Source organism: Carbonicoccus niuqiaonis (assembly GCF_050157065.1).
In the GTDB taxonomy this organism is placed as follows: Bacteria; Actinomycetota; Actinomycetes; order Propionibacteriales; family Propionibacteriaceae; genus Avipropionibacterium.
This window is the reverse complement of sequence record NZ_CP189573.1, coordinates 1,509,898-1,525,691: the sequence shown is the minus strand read 5'-3', so window position 1 is coordinate 1,525,691 and position 15,794 is coordinate 1,509,898. Positions and strand designations below refer to the sequence as shown.

Sequence of the window (15,794 nt, the reverse complement as noted above, 5' to 3'; positions counted from 1 at the left end):
GGAGAGGAGCTCGATGAGCCCCCGGACCACCGAGATCGAGTCGCTGGCGCACTTCGACGCGGCGATCGGACGCACCACCAACCTGCACGGCTGGCTCATCCAGTCGGTCGACCTGAGTGAGCGGCAGGAGGTGCTGGCGGCCGCTGAGGTCCAGGGCGCGATCTTCCTGGGCTGCACCTTCGCCCCGGGACAGGCCGCCGAACTCACCGCTCGCGATGCGTTCGTCTTCCCCAGCCTGCCGGCGGTGCCGTTCGACCCGTACCGGGCGGACCTGTACACCCCCGAGGAGTTGTACGGGCCGGGACACTACGGCGACGGGATGGACGCTGCGGTGTACGCGTGGTCGCAGCAGGCCCACCGCCACCACGACCTGCGCAGCACGCTCGCGATCGCGCTGCACGACCATGCGATCACCGATGCCCTGGACGAGGCGACCCAGCACGTCCCGCGGGAGAGGGTCGTCGGGGTGATGGGTGGCCACGCACTGCTGCGGGACTCGCCCGGCTATGCCGACGCGGTCCGGCTGGGCTGCCAGCTGACCACGGCCGGTCGAACGGTGCTGACCGGCGGCGGCCCCGGCGCGATGGAGGCGGCGAACCTGGGTGCCTACCTGTCCGGCCACGTCGCCTCGTCGGCCGAGGAGGTGGTGACCGAGGCGCTCGCGATGCTGGCGACCGCTCCGGACTTCCACGCCGGGCTCGATCCGTGGGCGGCGGCCGCGATGGACGTGCGGCGTCGCTGGATCCCCGGTCGGGCGGGCCACAGCATCGGCATCCCGACCTGGTTCTACGGGCACGAGCCGCCGAATGCGTTCGCCACCGAGATCGCCAAGTACTTCACCAACGCCCTGCGCGAGGACACCCTGCTGGCCCGCTGCCGTGGCGGCATCGTCTACCTGCCCGGCGCCGCCGGAACCGTACAGGAGGTGTTCCAGGCGGTCACCGAGAACTACTACGCCGCCGACCCGGCCGACATCGCCCCGCTGGTGCTGGTCGGGCGGGAGCACTGGACCGAACGACTGCCGGTGTGGCCGCTGTTGCAGGCGTTGGGCCGCGATCGCGAGATGGGGTCACGGATCCACCTGGTCGATCAGGTGGGTGAGGCCGCCGACATCCTGCTCGGATGACAGTGCGGTGATCAACGCGTCGGCGTCGTAGACGAAGCCGTAGTGCACGGCGACCTTGATCAACCCGATCTGCTTGGCGAGTTGATCACGGGCGGTCTCGGCGTGCTCGACCGCAGTGGTGGCCTGTCGGACGGCCGAGCACATCACTCCGGCCCGGGACATGTCGACCATGCCACCGGGTGAGGTCTGCAGGCAGGCGTCGATCGCGAATCCGGTGTACAGCAGGTGGTTGATCCCCTGCGCCCGGCAGTGGGCGATCAGGTCGGTCGAGGTCGCCGCGATCGCCTCGTCCCCGACCGGACGGGCGGCGGGCAGGAAGTCCACCGTCGGTCGGCCACGGTCGATGTCGGCGCGGTTGTGGTCCCCGGGGAACACCTTGTGGGTACGGAACGTGGCGAGTTCGCGGTGGACCGGATCGGTCGGTATCCGGTCCGGCGCCGGGTCAGCGGTGCCGTCGCCGAGCGCACCCGGCAGGTGCGACCAGTAGTCCCGGCCGGCCACCACGTGCACCACCGGCAACCCGGCCCCGCGGGCGGCGGCCAGCAGTGGCGGCAGCACGGTCCTGGCGATCTCGTAGGAGCGGGGCAGGTACTCCACCGCCCGGAACCACCCGGGGTGGTCCTCCGGTGAGCCGCAGTCCCACGCGTGCATCACCACCACAGCGGTGTGGTCGAGGCTCAGCGGCAGCTCGGCGGTCTGCCAGCCCCCGTACCCTTCACCGGGCACCTCGGCGGACAGGTCAGCATCGAACTGTTGGTAGTAGCCGGTGGACACCTGGAGTGTCCGGTCGGCAGCCACGGGCGAGGCCACGTCCCACCCCTGCGCCACGTCACACCCCGGCGTCGAGTTGCCGGACGAGGGTCCGGGAGGCGGTGTTGCGGTACGAGGCGTCCACCAGTTCGGCGACCTCGTCCCAGTCGACCTCGCCGGCGCGGAAGTCGTACCCGACCCATCCGGACGGACCGTAGTAGGCGGGCAGGTAGAACCGCTCCGTGTCGGTCAGCAGTGCCGCATGTTCATCGGGGTCGGGCAGCACCAGCACCGACTGGGCGTAGGTGTCGGAGTGATGATCACCCTTCACCATGCCGCCGAACACCGCGAACACCTTGCGGGTGTAGAAGTTGGGGTGTCCGTGTGAGACCTTCTCCGCAGCCGACGGCAGGGCCAGGCAGATCTCGCGGAGATGCGCCAGGTACGGGTCGTCCTCGTCGAACCTCGATGGATGGGCCATGATCAGTTGAGCACCTCCTGGGCGAACCGATGCACCCGGGTCCCGGAGCGACTGGCGAGGGCGGTGAGCGGGAAGGCCGTACCGTCGCGCAACAGCAGGGTCGGCACGTTCTTGTGGTCGGGGCCCTCGGCATCCCCGCTGTCGAAGAACGAGATGATGGCGAACACCACCGTGAGTGCGCCGAGTCCCACGACCCGGGGCCGCGTCGCCACGTAGCAGCCGGCCACGGCCTCCCACGGGATCGTGCGCCGGGCGAACCACCGACGGTGCTCCACCTGGTGGGGCTCGAGCCGGACCGAGGACGTCGCATTGCGCAGCGACACCCACGCCCCGGCCAACGCCGCGAGGGCGGCGATGGCCCAGCCGACCAGCCACGTCGGCTCCGTGGTCCGGGTGATCATCGCCATCAGGCAGGCCAGCGTGGTCAACACCATGATCACGCCCAGAATCCCTTGCCACCAACGGCGACCGAGGTTGTGCATCCGGTCGGCCGAGCGGTACGGATGTGGCAGGTTCGGTCGTAGGCCGGGAAAGGCGCGGAACTCCCCGTGCCGGAACTCGTGCTGGGCTCGCTGCCACCACCCCACCGTCACGACGCAGTCCTGGTGCTTGACCGGGTGGGGCCAGGTCACGACACCGGAGGCGCCATGGACGAGAATGCGATCCGGGGCATCGTGGGCGGCCTCCGGGGGTGCCTGCGTGGAGAATCCGACCGCACCCCAGTCGAACTCGTCGGTGTGCAGGGAGCGTTGCCACCGGAGACCACGCGTCGTCACCTGCCGGAACCGTCTGGCCCACAGCTCACTCAGCCCGAAGACCAGCAGGCCGACAGCCAGCACGGCCAGGCCCGACCAGCTCCCGGTGAAGGTGAGGACGGCCCAGCCGGCGATCACCGCTGCGAGGCCGAGGAGGCCGAGCACGCCGGTCCACAGGCAACGTGCCACGCTCCGGTTCCACTCCAGCACCGCCGGACCGCTCACCCGCCGGACCTCGCCGCGACGACGTCCTCCTCGCTGGCGGCGAGTTGGCCGCACGCCCCGTCGATCTCCTGGCCACGGGTATCGCGGACGGTCACCGGCACACCGCGCGCCTCGAGGCGCCGGACGAACTCACGCTGGACCTCCGGCCGTGAGGCATCCCACTTCGACCCCGGGGTCGGGTTGAGCGGGATCAGGTTGACGTGCACCCACCCCCAGTCGCCACGGCGCAGCAGCACGTCGGCGAGCAGGTCGGCGCGGAACGCCTGGTCGTTCATGTCCTTGATCAGGATGTATTCGATCGACACCCGGCGGCGGGTCTTGCGGGCGTACTCCCAGGCAGCGTCGACCGCCTCGTCGACCTTCCACCGGTTGTTGATCGGCACGAGTTCGTCACGGAGTTCGTCGTCGGGGGCGTGCAGCGACAGCGCAAGCGTGACGGGCAGCTGTTCTTCGGCGAGCTTGTGCATGGCCGGCACCAGGCCGACGGTGGACACGGTGATGCCGCGGGCACTCATCCCGAGCCCGTCCGGGTTGGGGGTGATCATGGACCGGACGGCGCCGACCACCGCCTTGTAGTTGGCGAGCGGCTCCCCCATCCCCATGAACACGACGTTGCCGACGCGACCGGCGCCGTCGGCACGCATCCGACGCATCCCGTCGGCGACCTGGGCGACGATCTCGGCGGTGCTCATGTTGCGCTGCAGCCCACCCTGTCCGGTGGCGCAGAACGGGCACGCCATGCCGCAGCCGGCCTGGGAGGAGACACACATGGTCGTCCGGCCCGGGTACTGCATCAGCACGCTCTCGACGAGTGCGCCGTCGTGCAGCTTCCACAGGGTCTTGATGGTGTCGCCGTTGTCGGTGGTCTTCTCGCTCACCGTGTTGAGCAGGAGCGGGAAGAACTGCTCGGCCACCGCGGCGCGGAGGTCGGCGGGCAGGTCGGTCCACTCGTCCGGGTCGTGGCTGAGTCGTTCGAACCAGTGCTTCGACAACTGGGCTGCCCGGTAGCCGGGAAGTCCGGCCGCGACCACGGCCTCCTTGCGGTCGGCGGGCTCGAGGTCGGCCCAGTGCTTGGGGGGCTTGCCCTTGCGGGGGGCCTCGAAGACGAGCGGTAGTGCCCTGCCGGACTCGATGTCGGCTCCCACGATCACCCTCCCGGGACCAAGATGTACATCACCAGCCAGGCGGCCGGTGCGGCCAGCAGCAACGAGTCGATGCGGTCCATCACGCCGCCGTGTCCGGGCAGGAACGAACTCATGTCCTTGATGCCGACGTCACGTTTCACCAGCGACTCGACGAGATCGCCGCAGGTGCCCACGCCGACCAGGACCACACCGATGATGATGCCGACCCACCACGGTACCCCGAGCACGAAAATGCTCAGCAGCACCGATGCGCCGACCGAGAACACGATCGAGCCGGCGAAACCCTCCCACGACTTCTTGGGGCTGATCACCGGGGCCATCGGATGCTTGCCGAACAGCACCCCCGCCACGTAGCCGCCGATGTCGCTGAAGACCACGGCCGCGATGAACGTGACCACCCGCGCGACCCCGTTGTCCCCCGACAACAGCAACCCGACGAACGAGCCGAGCAGCGGTACGTACCCGATGATGAACAGGCTGCCCGAGGCATCACGGACGAACCCGTCGGGGCCACGTCTCATCCGCCACAGCAACGCTATGATCACCATGAACGCCAGCACCGACAGCATGATCAGGTTCGCCGGCAGCCGCGGCGAGTCGGCCAGCCCGGCGGCGTACGAGGCGCCGACCATCACCACGGTCCCGACGACGATCGGCACGATGGCGGTACGGACACCGAGCCGACCGAGCGCGTTGTGGAGCTCGAGGGCCGCCAGCGAGAGGCCGGCGGCGACCAGCGCGACGAAGCCCCAGTGGAACAGCCAGAGGCTGAACACCACGGCCGCGCCAAGGCCCACCCCGACGGCGATGGCGACCGGCAGGTTGCGTCCGGCGCGGCCGTACCCCTTGTCGGTCGGTGGGGTGTGGACCTCGGGTGCCAGCACGTTCTCCGGCTCGAATCCGGTGTCGGACTCGGTCGGCGGGCCCGGGTCGTGACTCGGTGGCGTTGCGTCGCTGGACATCAGACCTCGAGGAGTTCGGCTTCCTTGCCCTTGAGGACCTCGTCGATCACGTCGGTGTGCTTGCGGGTCAACGCGTCCAGCGCCTTCTCCGCCCGTGCGGCCTCGTCCTCACCGACCTCGGAGTCCTTGACCAGCTTGTCGATGGCCTCCTTGGCCTGTCGACGCGCGTTGCGGATGGAGATGCGGGCGTCCTCGGCCTTGGTGCGGGCGAGCTTGATGTACTCCTTGCGGCGATCCTCGGTGAGCTGCGGCAGCACGATCCGGATCACGTTGCCGTCGTTGGCCGGGTTGACGCCCAGGTCGGAGTCGCGGATCGCCTTCTCGATGGCGTTCATCGACGACTTGTCGAACGGTGTGATCAGCACCATCCGGGCCTCGGGCACCTGGAAGGTGGCCAGCTGCTGCAGCGGGGTCTGGGCCCCGTAGTAGTCGGCCGTCAGCTTGGAGAACATCGCCGGGTGGGCCCGGCCGGTCCGAATCGCCGCGAACTCCTCCTTGGCGTACTCGACGGCGTCGTCCATCTTGATTTCGGCCTCGTCCATGTGGTCGGAGATCACAGTGCTCCCTTTCGTTGCAGGTCAGTCGGTCCCGGCTGCGGCACGATCACGGAACCGTCGTACCGATCTTCTCACCCGCGACCACGCGGGCGATGTTGGCGTGGTCGTCGAGGTTGAAGAACACGATCGGCAGCTTGTTGTCCCGGGCCAGGCTGATCGCGGTCGCGTCGGCAACCTTGAGGTCGCGGGCCAGGAACTCGTCGTAGCTGATGCGGTCGAACAGCTTCGCGTCCGGGTTCTTGTTGGGGTCGGAGTCGTACACCCCGTCGGCGCCCTGCTTGGCGATCAGCAACACCTCGGCACCGATCTCGAGCGCCCGCTGGGCGGCGACGGTGTCGGTGGAGAAGTACGGCATCCCCGAGCCGGCACCGAAGATCACCACGCGCCCCTTCTCCAGGTGCCGCTCGGCACGACGTGGGATGTAGGGCTCGGCGACCTGCCCCATCGTGATGGCGGTCTGCACGCGGGTCGCGATGCCCGCCTTCTCGCAGAAGTCCTGCAGCGCGAGGCAGTTCATCACGGTGCCCAACATGCCCATGTAGTCGGCACGGTCGCGGTCCATGCCGCGTTGGGAGAGTTCTGCGCCGCGGAAGAAGTTGCCGCCACCGACGACGACCGCGATCTGCACCCCCGAGTTCGCCGCCTTGGCCACCTCGGTGCTGATGCTGGCCACGATGTCGGGGTCGACCCCGACCCGGCCGCCGCCGAATGCCTCACCGGAGAGCTTGAGCAGAACGCGCTTGTATCCGGGCATGGGACTCCTCGTGGGTTGTGGCGGCGGGTGGACGTCCGGGTCACTCTACCGGGAGCCATCCGGGCCGGTGGCGCGACGCGGCAGGACCGACCAACTCGTTGGGCCCGGCCAGGCGACTCCCCGAGCCGCGCCCCCGGCGATCGGCTGCCGGGGCGAATGCAAGCCGCCACGCCGCCGACCGGCCAATTCTGTCAGACCCCGTCGTCATCCTTTCTTGTGTGCGGATCACCGATGGTTCGCCGCAGATTTCCACCAACCCCCTGTGTTCTCGAACGGAGTCACTCATGTCCAATGCACCTCATCCCCCCAACGGTCCGACCAACGGCGGTCCCCAGTACGGGCCGTCGTACGGCCAGCCGCCCCACCCGGGTGCCCCGCCGCCCCAGCCGGCGAAGAAGAAGCCGGGTTGCTTCCTGATCGGCTGCCTCGGCCTGGTCGCGGTGGTGCTGGTGGTCGGGATCGTGATGGCGGTGGCGCTGTCCACCGGCGGCGGCACCGTCGCCGAGGAGGGCCGGCAGGGCGTCGGCAACGGCTCGGCGGAGGAGTCGTTGCCGAAGCTCGGCACCGCGGTGGTGTCGGGCTCACTCGAGTTCACCCTCAGCAGCCTCGAGTGCGGGGTGACGGTGAAGGACGTGACCGGCTCGGAGGTCGAGCCGCAGGGCCAGTTCTGCAAGGTCGACGTCACGATCAAGAATGTCGGCAAGCAGGAGGCCACCGTCGACCAGTCGGCGATCAAGTTGATCGACGCCGACGAGATCGAGTACGCCGCTTCGGACGACACGTTGGTGATGGTGGAGGACACCATCTTCTACGAGCAGGTGAATCCCGGGAACTCGATCGCCGGAATTGCGTACTTCGACATTCCCGAAGGCGTGACCCCGGTGTTGGCCCTGTGCCAGGGCGGCTTCCTCGAGACCGCCGCCAAGGTCGATCTGACCTGACGCTCGACCCCGCTCCGCGAGCTTGTCCGATCACGCTCCGCGAGCTTGTCGAGGGGCCCCAGCACGTCCGGGGCGTCTCGACAAGCTCGACGGGCGTGCGGTCAGCCCCAGCTGAGTCTCGACTCCCCCGCCGGTACGGCGACCTCGACCGTCCGGCCGCGGCCGTCCACCCGGCCGCGTACCCGTTCACCATTGAGCTCGACCGACGCCGGACGGGCCTGGTGCACCCGGACCGTGGTGGCGGCCGTGGCCCGGAGCTGTACGGTCGCGGCACCGTCCTCGGCGTACCGGACGCCCAGGTCGATCACGTCACCGGCCGCCACCAGCACGCGTCCCCCGACGGTCAGTGACGTCCCCGTCGACAGTGCGATCCGCTCGATGGACCCGTCGTCACCGGTGCTGACCAGGAACTGGTCGCCATCGGTGCGGACCCCACCGAGGTCAAGTGCCGCGGTACCGGCGAGCCGGATCCCGATCACGTCGGTGACATCACCGCGGGTGATGCGTGCCCCTCGGCCATTGGCGGCGACCAGGTCCGTCAGCCCGACCGGCTCGATCAGCGGTGCTTCGACCGGCTCGCCGGTCGGCGTGACCTGCCACGCGTCGACCGACAGGAACCAACCGGACGAGGACGGATTCTTCGCCACGGCGGTGAAGGTGATCGTGTGCTCCCCGCTCGACAGGTCGACCGAGCCGAGGTCGATCGCCTCGGTGAGCGCGGACGAGGCGGTCGTCCAGCAGTCGTACGGCTCGCCCACGTCGGTGCCGTCGACCGACACCTGCACCGTGCCGTAGGCAGGCGACATGCCCAGCCAGACACGGATGTCGTGGTTGCCGGCGGTGTCCACGGCGAACGGGAAGCTGACGAAGTGCCCCGCCTCGACACTGCGCAGGAACACCAGGCTCGCCCCACCGATCCCGAGCACCTTCGTCCCGACACCCTCGCTGCTGGTGGCCCGGTCGAGCATTGCCTCGGCCTGGGTGATCCCGGGAAGGTCGTACGGTGCGGCCTGCAGCACCGCCGCGAAGGTCCCCGTGGTGGCGGCCGGACCGTTGGTCACCGTCGTGAGCGGACCGTAGGTGGCGGCGCCATCGTAGTTGGCCAGGGCGAACGTGTGGTCGTCCCCGGCGAAGCTGACCACCAACTGGGCCTGGGAGGTCCGCAGCGAGATGGCCGACCCGGTGTCGGAGCCGCCGATCGCCAGGGCACGTCCGTCCACGGCATGGGTGGCCCCGTTCCCGTTGAACATCTGCCAGCCGTAGCTGTGGGCCTGGGGAGCCTCCAGTTCGTCGAGCACGTAGAAGTACTGTTCCGGCAGGGCGACGACGCGCCGGACCACCTTCGACATGCCGAGTCCGGCGTACGCGGCGGTCGCGTCGCTGGTGAAGTAGCTGGCGCCGTCGGACTGCACCCCACTGGTCATCACGCTGCCGCCGAGCCTGTCCTGGGTCTTCCCGTCGACGGTGATCCCGGTGTGGCCGTCGGAGACGGTGAACACGTTGCCGGGCCCGGGGATGTAGTCGCGGTAACCCGGGTCGGACATGATCCACTGGTTGTTGGTGCCCAGCAGGATCGTGTTCTGGTCGTAGTGGTTGTGACCGACCTGGGAGTCGTTGCCGACCATGATCATCAACGTGTCCTGCGCCGTCCACCCGGATCGCGCGTGGGCCCATCCGGAGGCCGCGTCCACGCCCTGCAACGGGAGGTCGGGGGCTTCGACCTCGGCATCGGGACTGCCGTACAGGAACCGGTTGGTGACACTGGCGGTCGACGACCCCTGCTTGAGGTACCAGGCCGCGTGCTCGCCACCGTCCCGTCCGGCCAGCACCTCACTGGTGACAGGGAAGTAGCGCGTGGCCGCGGAGTCGGAGATCGGCGCCAGGGCGGAACCACCCGGTACGAGTCCGGCCAACATCCAGTGCACGAGGTTGGGTCCGCCGTCGGCATTGGCCTCCGACACGTACGGGTCGGCCAGCAGGCCTTCGACACCGGTGACCCGGGCGATCTGGTCGGCGGCGACGAGGATGTTGTCCATCGAGAAACTCGTGTACAGGAAGCCTTCCTGGTCGCCGGTGGTGCGGCGCTGCTCCAGGTACCAGGCGAAGTTGCGCATCACCAGGGTCAGGTACTTGTCGGTCTGGTCGTGCTCCCCGTGCAGGGCGGCTGCCGCGGCACCGAGTGCCGCCACCTGCAACATGGCGATGTTGTGGTCGGCCGGGGTCAGATTCGCCGACCAGCACTCGACCATGCCGTTGGCGTCGATGGCCGCGACCACCCGCGCCCGCTCCTCGGCGGTGAACTCGTCGCACACCACGTCGTAGGCGAACGCGATCCCGGTGACCAGGTGGGCGGTGTCGAGGTAGGCCCGGCGGTTGAACGCCGGGTCGCTCCACGTCGGCCACTCGGCCAGGGCGAGCAGGTACTCCTTGAGCCGGACGGCGTAGCGCTGGTCACCGGTCACCACCCATGCCAGCGACATCGCCTCGAGCCGGGACCGGATGCCGCTGCCCATGGCCGTCCAGTACGGATAGGCGCCGTTGTAGCCGGGCGGCGGGTCGTGGGGCTCCGGCATCACCGGCGGCAGCTGGTAGGTGATCGAGACGCCACCGACGTAGCCGACGGTGAAGGAGGTCTCGGTGAGGTGGGTCGTGGCCTGCTGTTCGATCGCGGCCCACAGTTCGGCGCCGGAGCCGCCGGAGAGCAACGGGCTGGTGTCGGCGGCCCGGGCCTTGAGTCGGGGGACCTCGTCGGCGGTGAAGTAGAGCCGCGGGTGCCCCGGCGTCAGCAAGGGGAAGGTCTCGATCTCGCCACCGGTGCTCTCCACCAGCGCCGCATCGTCGAACACGGCGACTCCCTCGTTCCGGACGCTCTGGTAGCACAGCACGGACGCGGTGACGGCACCCTCGGGTGACAGCCCCGGCTGCGTGAGCTGCTGCCAGCTCGTACCGCTGCTCGTGGTGAACTGCACCGCGATCCTGACTCCGGTGGCATCCCAGAACTCGAGGTAGAGGTCTGCCTTCCCGCTGACCGGCAGCACCCACACCGATGCCTCGTACAGCAGGCCGGCCTCCACCGGTGCCGGGGCGCTGCGCAGCAGTACGCCGCCCTCGGGGTCGGGGTCGTCCAGCCGGACCGCACGCCCGCCGGTGCTGTGCACGGGGTCGGTCACCGAACTGACCGCACCCGACACCACCGTCCAGCCGGTGGGAGTCGAGCCGGTGACCTCGTCGAAACTCGGGTTGGTGAGCAGGTTGGGGCCGTCGGCGCGGGCGTACGACGACGGTCCCGCCCACGACACGGTGGCGCCGGCGGCTGCCGCGCCGAGCGCGATGCCGGTGAACCGTCGTCGGCTGACCGGGCGGGCAAGGAAGCTGGCGACCGCGGACAGTTGCGGATCGGTGGGGCCGGGACCGTACATGGAGTTCTCCTCGTTGAGTTCACCCGCCACGGCCGAGTTGCCCCCGTGGCCACATCGACGGGGAATGTCGATGCCGGGCTCGGCGATCGACGTTATGGGATGTCCGTTCCACTGACAAGAGGGTGACCGCAGTCGTCCGGACAGCGACCACACGACCCCAGAACCACAAGACCCCGGAACGACGACGGGCGCCGCAGGGGTGTCCCCCACGGCGCCCGTCGTACGTTCAGGCGTTCAGGCTTTCAAGCCTTCAGGCGTTCAGACCTGCAAGCGGTGACCAGGTCAGCCGGCGGCCTCGAAGCGCGCGAACCGCTTCACCGTGACCCCGGCGGCCTGCAGCTGCTTGCCGACGGTCGTCTTGTTGTCGGTGACCGACGGCTGGTCCAGCAGGGCGACCTCCTTGAAGAAGCCGTTGACCCGCCCCTCGATGATCTTGGGCAGGGCCTGCTCGGGCTTGCCCTCCTCCTTGGCGGTCGCCTCGGCGATCCGGCGCTCGTTCTCCACGATGTCGGCCGGGACGTCGTCGCGGCTGAGGTACTGCGGACGCATCGCGGCGACCTGCATGGCGGCGGCACGGGCCGCCTCTTGGTCGTCGCCCTCGAACTCGACGAGCACGCCGACCTGCGGCGGCAGGTCGGAGGCGCGACGGTGCAGGTACACGACGGTCTTGCCGTCGAAGTAGGCCGCGTTGCTGACCTCGAGCTTCTCACCGATCGTGGCAGCCAGGGCGCTGACCGCGTCCGCGACCGTCCCGCCGTCGAGCGGGGCCGCGTTGACGGCCTCGACGTCGGCAGCCTTGGCCTGCTCGGCGGCAGCCACGACCTTCTCGGACAGGGCGATGAACTCGTCGTTCTTGGCGACGAAGTCGGTCTCGGCGCCCAACTGGATCAGCGCACCACCGGTCGAGGCGACCAGACCATTGCTGGCCGAACGCTCGGCGCCACGCTTGGCGGCCTTGGCCTGACCCGACACCCGCAGGGCCTCCACGGCCTTGTCGAAGTCGCCGTCGGCCTCGGTGAGTGCCTTCTTGGCGTCCATCATGCCCGCGCCCGTGGCGTCGCGGAGCTTCTTGATGTCTGCTGCGGTAACTGCCATCTGAGGAGGTTCCTCTTCTCTCGCTGTGGGGTCAGTCGATCACTTGGTGTCGGAATCGGTGGCGGACGGAGCAGCCTCGGTGGCGGCCTCGGTCGCGGGGGCAGCCGGAGTCGCCGGGGCCTCGGTGGCGGGGGCCTCGGTGGCGGGGGCCTCGGTGGCGGGGGCAGCCGGGGTGGCGGCAGCCTCAGCAGCCGGCGCCGGAGCGGCGGCAGCAGCGGTGGCCGGGGCGGCAGCCTTCTCCTTGTCGCCGGCCAGCAGCTCGCGCTCCCAGTCGGGCATCGGCTCTGCGGTCTCGGCCTCGGCGCTCTGGCCACCCGAGCGGGCGAGCAGACCGTCGGCGACGGCGTCGGCCATCACACGCGTCAGCAGGGCGACCGACCGGATCGCGTCGTCGTTGCCCGGGACGGCGTAGTCGACCTCGTCGGGGTCACAGTTGGTGTCCAGGATGCCGACGATCGGGATCCGCAGCTTGCGCGCCTCGTCGACGGCCAGGTGCTCCTTCTTGGTGTCGACGATCCACACCGCGGCGGGGACGCGCGACATGTCGCGGATACCGCCCAGGGTCTTCTCGAGCTTGTCCTTCTCGCGCCGCAGCCCGAGCAGCTCCTTCTTGGTGAGCGCGGAGCCGGCGACGTCGTCGAAGTCGATGCCCTCGAGCTCCTTGAGGCGCTGGATCCGCTTCGAGATGGTGTTGAAGTTGGTGAGCATGCCACCGAGCCAGCGGTGGTTCACGTACGGCATCCCGACGCGGGTCGCCTGCTCGGCGATGGCCTCCTGGCCCTGCTTCTTGGTGCCGACGAACAGCAGCTGGCCACCGCGGGCGACGGTCTCCTTGATGAAGGCGTACGCGCGATCGATGTAGGTCAGCGACTGCTGCAGGTCGATGATGTAGATGCCGTTGCGCTCGGTGAAGATGAAGCGCTTCATCTTGGGGTTCCACCGACGGGTCTGGTGCCCGAAGTGGACGCCGCTCTCGAGGAGCTGGCGGGCGGTGACGACGGCCATGGCCGGTACCTTCCTTCTTGTCGATGCGCACGGCGCACCGAACGGTTCTTTCGGTGCCGAACCCTTCGACACCACCTGATGTGGCCCACCGCGCCACCCGAGCCCCGCCGATGCGAGGTGTGGGACCGTTGGTCTGGTGGTCGTCGAGCGTCGACGAACTGCCACATGCGAAGTCAGTCCACCCGGCCGACGTCGCCGACCCGGAGTACTGCTGAGCGCAGTCTATCCGCGCCACGGGGTGTGAGCCAATCCGAATCTGATCGACTTCATCCGAACCCGGGCCGCTCGGAGTACCGAAACACGGCGATTACGCGCCGATCGACCGCCGACGCGGCCCGGGGCGCGAAATCTCCGCGTTTCGGTACTCCGCCGCCGTCCACAGGGCCCGATTCGTCGCGAAGCCCTGTCCACAGCCGCGCGAACCGGGTGAACGGGGACCGGCCCGGCGCCCCATGGTCCGGGTATGACCTTCCCGCAGATGCGCTCGTCGGGTGAGCGCGAACGCCCAGATGTGGCGCCGCCGCGGCTGACCCGGCCGGGCCGCGCCGGGCCGCCACGACACCGTCGCCGGTGGTACGAGGTGGTGGCGTGCCTCGCGCTGCTGTGTGCGTTCCTCGGGCCGGCGCCACGGGCCTGGGCGACACCCGAGCTGCCAAGCCCGGCCGGGTGGCCCCTGGCGCCCGACCCCGAGGTCCTGCGCGGCTTCGAGCCGCCTGCCCAGCGCTGGGGTGCCGGCAATCGCGGGCTCGACCTGGCGGCCACGGCCGGCCAACCGGTGCTGGCCGTGGCCGGCGGCACGGTGAGCTTCGCGGGCAGCATCGGTGGGAACGGGGTCGTGGTCGTCGACCACGGCGGGGTCCGGACCACCTACACCCCGGTCGCGCCGACGGTCGCCGTCGGTGCCCGGGTCGGGCTCGGCCAGCCCATCGGCGAGGTCCGCGGTACGCACTGCCCCGAACGGGTCTGCCTGCACCTCGGGCTGCGCGACGGCGACCGGTACCTCGACCCGGGCCTGCTGTTCGCGTCCGGTTCGGTCGATCCGGGCAGTCGACCGCGCGGTCCGGTACGGCTGCTGCCTCCGGACCGGGCGGTCGAGGCGCAACGACTCGCTGCGGCGAGGAAGGCGGCCCGGGAACGTGCCGGGGCGATCGGATCCGGCACGTTCGTCCGGCCGAGCGCGGGTGCGGTCACCTCCTCGTACGGCATGCGGGTGCACCCGATCACCGGGATCCGCAAGCTCCACGACGGCATCGACTTCGGCGCACCGTGCGGGTCGGAGCTCTGGGCTCCGGCCGACGGCACCGTCGTCACCGTCGACCGACATCCGGCCCTGGGCAACCGGATCGTGATCGACCACGGCGACATCAGGGGCCATCGGGTGCGCAGTGCCCTCAACCACGCCAGCAGTCAGGCGGTACGTCCCGGCCAGCGGGTCCGGGTCGGCGAGGTGGTCGGCCGGGTCGGGTCGACCGGACTGTCGACGGGGTGCCACCTGCACTTCATGGTCTGGGTGGACGACCGGCTGACCGATCCCGCGCCGTGGCTGTGACGTTCCCGCGGGAACGTTCAGGCGCGTGGGTGGGCCTGTTGGAAGGCGGTCCGGAGCCGGTCCTGGGTGACATGGGTGTACAGCTGTGTGGTGGCCAGCGAGGAGTGGCCGAGCACCTCCTGCACGACCCGGAGGTCAGCACCGCCCTCGAGCAGGTGCGTCGCCATGGCGTGCCGCAGCCCGTGGGGTGCCAGGTCGGGTCCGCCGGCAGCCCGGGCAGCGCGGTGCACGATGCGACGGACCACGCGCGGATCGATCCGACCCCCGCGCTCCCCCACGAACATCGCCCCCCGCGCCGACGGCCCGGCCAGCTCACCCCGTACCGCCAACCACGCGTCCAGGGCACTCGCCGCCGGCCTGCCGAGCGGGACGACGCGCTCCTTGTTGCCCTTGCCCAACACCCGGACCGCACCGCGAGCCCGGTCCAGTTCGTCGACGTCGAGGCCACAGAGCTCGGAGACCCGGATGCCCGTCGCGTACAAGGTCTCCAGCATGGCGACGTCGCGCAGCACGACCGGGGTCACCTCGGTGGCCGACTCCGCCGGAGAGCCGACCAGTCGGGCCACGGTCGGTGCGTCCGCGGTGCCCGGGAGCCGGCGCGCACCCTTCGGCGACCGGAGGGTACTGGCCGGGTCGGACTCGATTCGCCCGGTCGCCGCCAGCCAGGCGTAGAAGACCCGGACCGCGGTCACCCGGCGTTGCAGGGTGCTGCGCTGTTGGCCACGCGAGGTCTGGTTGGCGAGCCAACTGCGCAGGTCACGCAGTCCGGCGTCCCCGAAGTCGGCATGCCCGAGCCGGGCCAGGTGGACGCCCAGCTGGGTCAGGTCGCCGAGGTAGGCCCGGACGGTGTGGTCACTGAGGTTCCGCTCGGCCGAGAGGTGGCGTTCGTAGCGACCCAGCGCGGCAGCCATCGGCTCCGCGAGCTCACCCTCGCCCTTCCCCGTGTCCTCGGCCACGGGGCCACCATCGATCACCACCGCGGCGATGGCAAGCAGCCACCCCGTGGTCGGTGGCAACCATGGTGGGGGCT

Annotated in this window: 14 protein-coding genes; 3 read left to right on the top strand and 11 right to left on the bottom strand. The window is 69.9% G+C overall.

The genetic code is table 11. The annotated features are described in order from the left end of the window. The first annotated feature begins 13 nt into the window (after positions 1–13). Complete coding sequence (locus tag ACQBAU_RS07015; RefSeq protein ID WP_465255754.1) at positions 14–1,126, top strand: LOG family protein; 1,113 nt, start codon at positions 14–16, stop codon at positions 1,124–1,126. On the opposite strand, the gene ACQBAU_RS07010 is transcribed toward ACQBAU_RS07015, so the two are convergent. Genes ACQBAU_RS07010 through pyrH form a run of 7 tightly spaced genes read right to left on the bottom strand, consistent with a single transcriptional unit; the run spans position 1,070 to position 6,755 of the window. Next, positions 1,070–1,936 carry a hypothetical protein gene (locus tag ACQBAU_RS07010; RefSeq protein ID WP_465255753.1) on the bottom strand — a complete coding sequence of 289 codons (867 nt, stop codon included), beginning with the start codon at positions 1,934–1,936 and terminating at the stop codon, positions 1,070–1,072. The two genes, ACQBAU_RS07015 and ACQBAU_RS07010, sit on opposite strands and share 57 nt — an antisense overlap. A 19-nt stretch (positions 1,937–1,955) precedes the next feature. Continuing rightward, entirely contained in the window at positions 1,956–2,357 is a 402-nt protein-coding gene (locus ACQBAU_RS07005) for an MmcQ/YjbR family DNA-binding protein (protein ID WP_465255752.1), read from the bottom strand. A 2-nt stretch (positions 2,358–2,359) separates the two neighbouring features. After that, positions 2,360–3,337, bottom strand: a complete 978-nt coding sequence (locus tag ACQBAU_RS07000; RefSeq protein ID WP_465255751.1) for a hypothetical protein — start codon at positions 3,335–3,337, stop codon at positions 2,360–2,362. Further along, positions 3,334–4,482, bottom strand: a complete 1,149-nt coding sequence (gene rlmN, locus ACQBAU_RS06995) for a dual-specificity RNA methyltransferase RlmN (protein ID WP_465255750.1) — start codon at positions 4,480–4,482, stop codon at positions 3,334–3,336. The genes ACQBAU_RS07000 and rlmN overlap by 4 nt, the downstream gene beginning before the upstream one ends. Positions 4,483–4,484: 2 nt before the next feature. After that, complete coding sequence (locus ACQBAU_RS06990; protein WP_465255749.1) at positions 4,485–5,444, bottom strand: phosphatidate cytidylyltransferase; 960 nt, start codon at positions 5,442–5,444, stop codon at positions 4,485–4,487. Further along, positions 5,444–5,998 carry a ribosome recycling factor gene (gene frr / locus ACQBAU_RS06985; protein ID WP_434551537.1) on the bottom strand — a complete coding sequence of 185 codons (555 nt, stop codon included), beginning with the start codon at positions 5,996–5,998 and terminating at the stop codon, positions 5,444–5,446. The genes ACQBAU_RS06990 and frr overlap by 1 nt, the downstream gene beginning before the upstream one ends. A gap of 49 nt (positions 5,999–6,047) precedes the next feature. Further along, positions 6,048–6,755 carry a UMP kinase gene (gene pyrH, locus ACQBAU_RS06980; RefSeq protein ID WP_465255748.1) on the bottom strand — a complete coding sequence of 236 codons (708 nt, stop codon included), beginning with the start codon at positions 6,753–6,755 and terminating at the stop codon, positions 6,048–6,050. A gap of 284 nt (positions 6,756–7,039) precedes the next feature. Between pyrH and ACQBAU_RS06975 the strand changes: the two genes are divergently transcribed. Next, entirely contained in the window at positions 7,040–7,696 is a 657-nt protein-coding gene (locus ACQBAU_RS06975) for a DUF4352 domain-containing protein (protein ID WP_465255747.1), read from the top strand. A gap of 101 nt (positions 7,697–7,797) precedes the next feature. On the opposite strand, the gene ACQBAU_RS06970 is transcribed toward ACQBAU_RS06975, so the two are convergent. The 3 genes from ACQBAU_RS06970 to rpsB all read right to left on the bottom strand — a co-directional run bounded on the left by ACQBAU_RS06970 (position 7,798) and on the right by rpsB (position 13,215). Beyond that, on the bottom strand, positions 7,798–11,115 hold the full coding sequence (locus ACQBAU_RS06970) for a heparinase II/III domain-containing protein (protein ID WP_465255746.1): 3,318 nt from the start codon (positions 11,113–11,115) through the stop codon (positions 7,798–7,800). A 282-nt stretch (positions 11,116–11,397) separates the two neighbouring features. After that, positions 11,398–12,210 carry a translation elongation factor Ts gene (tsf, locus tag ACQBAU_RS06965; RefSeq protein WP_434551660.1) on the bottom strand — a complete coding sequence of 271 codons (813 nt, stop codon included), beginning with the start codon at positions 12,208–12,210 and terminating at the stop codon, positions 11,398–11,400. Between the two features lie 39 nt (positions 12,211–12,249). Beyond that, positions 12,250–13,215 carry a 30S ribosomal protein S2 gene (rpsB, locus tag ACQBAU_RS06960; protein ID WP_465255745.1) on the bottom strand — a complete coding sequence of 322 codons (966 nt, stop codon included), beginning with the start codon at positions 13,213–13,215 and terminating at the stop codon, positions 12,250–12,252. Between the two features lie 463 nt (positions 13,216–13,678). Between rpsB and ACQBAU_RS06955 the strand changes: the two genes are divergently transcribed. Further along, on the top strand, positions 13,679–14,764 hold the full coding sequence (locus ACQBAU_RS06955; RefSeq protein ID WP_465255744.1) for a M23 family metallopeptidase: 1,086 nt from the start codon (positions 13,679–13,681) through the stop codon (positions 14,762–14,764). A 17-nt stretch (positions 14,765–14,781) separates the two neighbouring features. Here ACQBAU_RS06955 and ACQBAU_RS06950 read toward each other — a convergent pair whose 3' ends face one another. After that, the gene (locus ACQBAU_RS06950) at positions 14,782–15,780 is read right to left on the bottom strand and encodes a tyrosine recombinase XerC (protein WP_465259473.1); all 999 of its coding nucleotides are present in this window, start codon (positions 15,778–15,780) and stop codon (positions 14,782–14,784) included. Positions 15,781–15,794: the final 14 nt, after the last annotated feature.

Bases quoted from the DNA above. Each gene is read 5' to 3' on its own strand.
- tsf (WP_434551660.1), bottom strand. From the start codon at position 12,210: ATGGCAGTTACCGCAGCAGACATCAAGAAGCTCCGCGACGCCACGGGC.
- ACQBAU_RS07015 (WP_465255754.1), top strand. From the start codon at position 14: ATGAGCCCCCGGACCACCGAGATCGAGTCGCTGGCGCACTTCGACGCG.
- ACQBAU_RS06970 (WP_465255746.1), bottom strand. From the start codon at position 11,115: ATGTACGGTCCCGGCCCCACCGATCCGCAACTGTCCGCGGTCGCCAGC.
- ACQBAU_RS06975 (WP_465255747.1), top strand. From the start codon at position 7,040: ATGTCCAATGCACCTCATCCCCCCAACGGTCCGACCAACGGCGGTCCC.
- ACQBAU_RS07005 (WP_465255752.1), bottom strand. From the start codon at position 2,357: ATGGCCCATCCATCGAGGTTCGACGAGGACGACCCGTACCTGGCGCAT.
- ACQBAU_RS06955 (WP_465255744.1), top strand. From the start codon at position 13,679: ATGACCTTCCCGCAGATGCGCTCGTCGGGTGAGCGCGAACGCCCAGAT.
- pyrH (WP_465255748.1), bottom strand. From the start codon at position 6,755: ATGCCCGGATACAAGCGCGTTCTGCTCAAGCTCTCCGGTGAGGCATTC.
- rpsB (WP_465255745.1), bottom strand. From the start codon at position 13,215: ATGGCCGTCGTCACCGCCCGCCAGCTCCTCGAGAGCGGCGTCCACTTC.
- ACQBAU_RS06990 (WP_465255749.1), bottom strand. From the start codon at position 5,444: ATGTCCAGCGACGCAACGCCACCGAGTCACGACCCGGGCCCGCCGACC.